General features: G+C 48.2%; 6 protein-coding genes. All 6 read right to left on the bottom strand.

The annotated features are described in order from the left end of the window. On the bottom strand, positions 1 to 665 hold a 665-nt coding region (gene thiL / locus KKC1_RS15080), incomplete at its 3' end, for a thiamine-phosphate kinase (RefSeq protein WP_088555250.1). A gap of 33 nt (positions 666 to 698) precedes the next feature. Next, positions 699 to 1226 carry a macro domain-containing protein gene (locus tag KKC1_RS15085; protein WP_088555251.1) on the bottom strand — a complete coding sequence of 176 codons (528 nt, stop codon included), beginning with the start codon at positions 1224 to 1226 and terminating at the stop codon, positions 699 to 701. A gap of 15 nt (positions 1227 to 1241) precedes the next feature. After that, positions 1242 to 1643: a secondary thiamine-phosphate synthase enzyme YjbQ gene (locus KKC1_RS15090; protein ID WP_088555252.1), complete on the bottom strand. Its 402-nt coding sequence runs from the start codon at positions 1641 to 1643 to the stop codon at positions 1242 to 1244. Between the two features lie 3 nt (positions 1644 to 1646). After that, positions 1647 to 2501 carry a nuclease-related domain-containing protein gene (locus KKC1_RS15095; protein WP_088555253.1) on the bottom strand — a complete coding sequence of 285 codons (855 nt, stop codon included), beginning with the start codon at positions 2499 to 2501 and terminating at the stop codon, positions 1647 to 1649. Between the two features lie 95 nt (positions 2502 to 2596). Beyond that, the gene (locus tag KKC1_RS15100) at positions 2597 to 3232 is read right to left on the bottom strand and encodes a DUF3786 domain-containing protein (RefSeq protein ID WP_088555254.1); all 636 of its coding nucleotides are present in this window, start codon (positions 3230 to 3232) and stop codon (positions 2597 to 2599) included. Positions 3233 to 3325: 93 nt separating this feature from the next. Then, complete coding sequence (locus tag KKC1_RS15105) at positions 3326 to 4555, bottom strand: HD-GYP domain-containing protein (RefSeq protein WP_088555255.1); 1230 nt, start codon at positions 4553 to 4555, stop codon at positions 3326 to 3328. Between the last annotated feature and the right edge of the window lie 222 nt (positions 4556 to 4777).

The following is a 4777-nucleotide window of genomic DNA, read 5'->3' on the forward strand; positions in this document are numbered from 1 at the left end:
CTAATATCGTTAAGCGCCGTAACCGCCTTGCAATTACCCAGGAAGCGTCCTTCCCTAAGGCGGGGTACAGGTTCCAGATGCCTTTTTCTCACTGCCTGGACCCACGGTAAATGTTTCTCTCCTGCCTGCAGCAGACATTTCAGTCCTGCTGCCGAGCCGCCAAGCTCCCCGGTCACGGCGATCAAGTCCCCCGCCTGGGCGCCGGAACGCAGGCGGTAAACCCCGGGTTCGACTTCTCCCAGCAGACTTACATTAATAATCACGCGGTCAGGACAGGATACGGTATCCCCGCCGACTAATTCCACCCCATTTTCCTCCGCACAACGAGCAAACCCCTGGTAAAAACCGTCAACAAACTCCACCGGAGTATCGGGAGGTAAGGCCAGGGAGACCACAGCACAAACCGGTATCCCCGCCATAGCGGCAACATCGCTAATATTAACGGCCAGGCTTTTATAGCCAATTTGCTGCGGGGCAGCTGTTTTCCGGGAAAAATGCACTCCCTCCACCAACATGTCGGTGGTTAACACCTGAAGCTTGTCCGGTTCCACCTGGATTAAAGCTGCATCGTCTCCTATCCCCACCCGTATCCGGGGCGAAGAGGTGGAAAAATTCTTCTGTATGCGCTCGATTATCCCGAATTCTCCCAAATCGGCGACTTTCACGGGATACCACCCAACCCTTTTCCATCCTTCGGCTTAACTAGTATACTTTCCAGCCTGCTCCAGAAATGCTTGATAAGTAGTCTCATCGAAGAGAACCAACCTCACTTCTTCCAGGGAAGTATCTCCTTTAAGATGTTCGGTTATGACCTCCAACATGACCCGAGCCGCCTCTGGGGCGGGAAAACCTCCTACACCTGTACCGATAGCCGGAAACGCCACCGATTTCAGACCCAACTCTGCCGCACGCTGCAAACTGTTTGTTGTAGCCAGGCGGATTTTATTTCCGTCAGTCCGCAGGTCCTGCCCCATGCCGGCAGCATGAATCACATACTTGGCCTTCAGCCTTCCTGCCCCCGTAACTACGGCTTCTCCTACCGGTATAGGTCCCTTTCTTACTGCTTCTTCTTCTATTTCCGTACCACCTTTTTTCTTGATGGCTCCGGCCACTCCCGCTCCCATCCAAAGATGATTGTTGGCGGCGTTGACCACCGCTTCCACTTCCTGATCAGTTATGTCTCCCCGGATAATCCTAACTCTTTTTCCCTTAATCTCCAGTTCCACGGGTAGACCTCCTTTTCATCCCGATATAACCTTGATATATACCTTTCTTAACCGCGGACCATCAAATTCACAAAAGAATATCCTTTCCCAGGTTCCCAAAACCAGCCTGCCTTCCTCTATAAATATCTCCTGAAAATTACCAGTCAACACTGCTTTGATATGGGCGGCCGAGTTTCCCTCCTGATGTCGATATCCGGCATCCTCTCTCGCAATTGTTTTATCCAGCCAGTAAAGAATGTCCTTACCTACCGCAGGATCGGCGCCTTCGTTTACCGTTATCGCCGCTGTGGTATGAGGTACATAAAGGTGGCAGATTCCTTCTCTCACTCCCGACCGTTCTACTATTTCCTGAACCCGGTCCGTTATGTCAACCAGCTCTTCCCGTTTTCCCGTTCTAACCTCTAACTTCCAAAACATAGATCATTCCTCCACGCTACCCTGTACTAAAGCTAGAGCCACCTGGCGGACTTCTTTCTTGTTTAACCGTCTTTCCGATTCGTAATTCTGGATAAAGTCCAGCAACTTATCTTTCTTGATTACTGGTAAGTGCGGATCTTCTCCTTCCACAATAGTTTTAGGATGAGCCATAACCACTACCGACCTGAGCGGAACTTTAATCGTAGCCAGGTTGGCTTTCAGAAACTCTCGGAGTACCATCTCATGCCTTTGTATTTGGTGATGGGGGCTGTCCATCCCTTCCCTCACGAGATTGTTCCGTACCGCCTTAATCAACGTCCAGTCCCCTGTTTCCGAAATAACTACTATTCCGTTGACTGACTTTGTTTCCAAGTGAAACAATCCGTTGGGACCAACAACAATATGATCGAATTGCTGCGTCTCATATTTCTCGCTAGGGAGTTTTATATCATTCAAAACAATATAACTTTTAGGAAGCCACCGAAGGTGGTAGGCAACTTCCCTTTCTCCTTTAATACCCGCTTCCAGTTTTGCTTTCTCCCGGGTTAATTTCCGAATTTTCCGGACTAATTCCCGGATCATTTCCTCCCGGTTGGGCTGATACAGCACCAGATAGGCGCAAGTTATCAACAGAGAGAAAAATAAAGCGGCGGTAATGCCGGAGGTAAAATCAATCAGACCATTAGAGATAATGCTTAAGGTTACAAATAGAACCGTAGTCGGAATAGCAACCACAATATACACGTAGGGGAAATTGCTCTTATTCTTCAGTCTTTCCAGTTCCGCTTTATAATAAGCAATTTGTTCTTCCAATTCTGCAACAGGATCCTTAGTTTTAGAACCGGTTTGTTCCTTCATGACTAAACTCCTTTTTTCACATGTTCCCCCACCTTTTTTGTAATTCGACAGAGTGCGCCTAGTTCCTACCTGACAGTTAAAAACATAGACTCCGGCTAGGTTCTCGCATCATGTTCCAAGTATCGCTTCATCCTCTTAACGGCTAACCCGGGAAGTACCGCGTAATCTTCCGTAGGTAAATAGGATGGGGCCGAAGCATCAAATAAGATATTACCAGAAGGCAGGAACTCGTCGTCACCCAGCCATAATACAAAGGTGAGGGGAACCATGGGCAGTACCTGTATGGTCATCGCTATATCTCCTACACTCTGTTCCACTCCGCCTAGGGTTGCGGCAGCTTGCCGGAACAACTCCGGCCGGTTTCCAAATATAGTAGTAAAAGGATGGATAGCCCTCTTCATAAAAGGTTCAGTGTATATCGAACCTCCAGGCAGCTCCTTGAAGGTTATCCATTGGCGGGACAAGGGAATACCTTGAGCATTAATCAAATAGTGCAGGAGAATAATTTTATCAACCAGGGCCGGTTCCTTCCCGTCCGGCCCTTTGACTTCACCGGAAGGAAAGGCAACCCGGTATTGTTGGTTGAAGTATGAAATACAAAAAGCCGACTCTTGTTCCACAAAGGCAGTGTTACTTTTCCAAGAAACTTCTATCGGATTTTTCTTTGCCAGTTCAGCTACAGCTTTCTGGTAAGTAACCTGGTAATTGAGGTAATTAGATTGAGAATTCATTTTATTACCTCCATAATTGTATATTTTCTAATTTCCATATAATACCCCCACCTTTCTTTAGTCGCTAACCTAAATTTTAATTCGCTTAGACCGCTAATAGACGGCTACCAGTGGTTTCCTAGCCCAGACTTCCTCCAGCCGTTCATAGTTGTCCAGAAGAGCCTCTACCACCTTGGTGTCCAGAGCCCCGGTAGACGCCTGGTTTATAAGAATGTTTTCTATTTCCGGACGCTTCATAGCGGGCCTGTATGGACGAACCTCACGCAGAGCCGTAAACACATCGCTGACTGCAATGATTCGAGCTCCTAATGAAAGCTGTGGCCCTTTCTTGCAAAAAGGATATCCCTGACCGTTCAATTTTTCATGGTGAAAACTGGCCCATTCCGTAATGGGTTGCAAATCCCCTGCCTCTTCCAGGATCCGGCAGGTATAATAGGGATGTTGCTTCATTACGCTAAACTCTTTATGAGTTAAGGGGCCCGGTTTTTCTAAAATATTGTCCGGTACCGATAGTTTACCGAGGTCATGTAACAATCCAGCGATTTCTATCTTACTGACTTCCTCAGGAGAAAATCCTAGCTCGGCCGCTAGAGCTCCAGCCACGGCGGACACTCTGTAAGAATGACGGAGGGTAAAAGGACTCTTGGCGTCGATTACCGCTGCAAACAACTCCGCCAGTTCCCGTAATCCCTGCTGGTCTATAAACAAAACAGGAACAGCTGGAAGCTCCTGAAGTCTACGCAGCATGAATGGAGAAGTCAAGTCAAGCCAAAAACTCTCCCGCCGGGATACATCTTTAAAAGCAGCCACCAGTTCCGGATCAAAAATTTTCCCCGACAATTTATCCAATTGTTGAACTATCTCATCCCGTTGTTCCAGGATATGCCGCTCGGGCTGGAGCAGGATATCCACGCGGTCGCATAGATGAATAATCCGAGCCGCAAGGGGAATTTCACAGCCCTCCCGCCTGGACGGGTTAGACCCTGCCCAGCGGTCATGGTGGCATAATATAATATTGGCAGCACTCTTTAAAAAACTCACTTGACTCAGTAGTTCATAGCCTCGCCGGCAATGTTCCCAGGGATTATGCACATCAAATTCCTCTAGCTTGTATTTATCCCGCCAGGTGCTCACCCCGCTGTCGTGAATGATAGAGGCAACAAAAAGCAGGTTAACCTCCTCTGCTGACAGGCCAAGTTCCTTCGCCAAAGTCAAACCTATAAAAGCAACCCGCTGGTGGTGCCGGTCGAGCCCCCGGCTGCAGAAATCCAAACAGAGCGAAAGAGCTCCCATTAGGCGCACAAGGTCAATTGCTTTTTTCATTGACCATCCTCCTGTCTCAGTATTTTGTTTCTAACGGTCGGGCACCACCACCTAACTCATGCTAACTTACTTCGGCACCCCCCATCCGATTTCCTTCTCTCCAAACCTTGCTCAGGATCTGTACTTTGGCAATACTATCTCTGCTCTAGAGCCAATTGCGCTGTGCGGAAGCAAGCACAAATAGCCCGTTTTAGGGTATCAAACAAAACATCTTACCCCAAC

The sequence above is a fragment of the Calderihabitans maritimus genome (assembly GCF_002207765.1).
Taxonomy (GTDB): Bacteria; Bacillota; KKC1; order Calderihabitantales; family Calderihabitantaceae; genus Calderihabitans; species Calderihabitans maritimus.

Coding starts and splice junctions, on each gene's coding strand:
- KKC1_RS15100 (WP_088555254.1), bottom strand. CDS start 3,232: ATGAATTCTCAATCTAATTACCTCAATTACCAGGTTACTTACCAGAAA.
- KKC1_RS15090 (WP_088555252.1), bottom strand. CDS start 1,643: ATGTTTTGGAAGTTAGAGGTTAGAACGGGAAAACGGGAAGAGCTGGTT.
- KKC1_RS15105 (WP_088555255.1), bottom strand. CDS start 4,555: ATGAAAAAAGCAATTGACCTTGTGCGCCTAATGGGAGCTCTTTCGCTC.
- KKC1_RS15095 (WP_088555253.1), bottom strand. CDS start 2,501: ATGAAGGAACAAACCGGTTCTAAAACTAAGGATCCTGTTGCAGAATTG.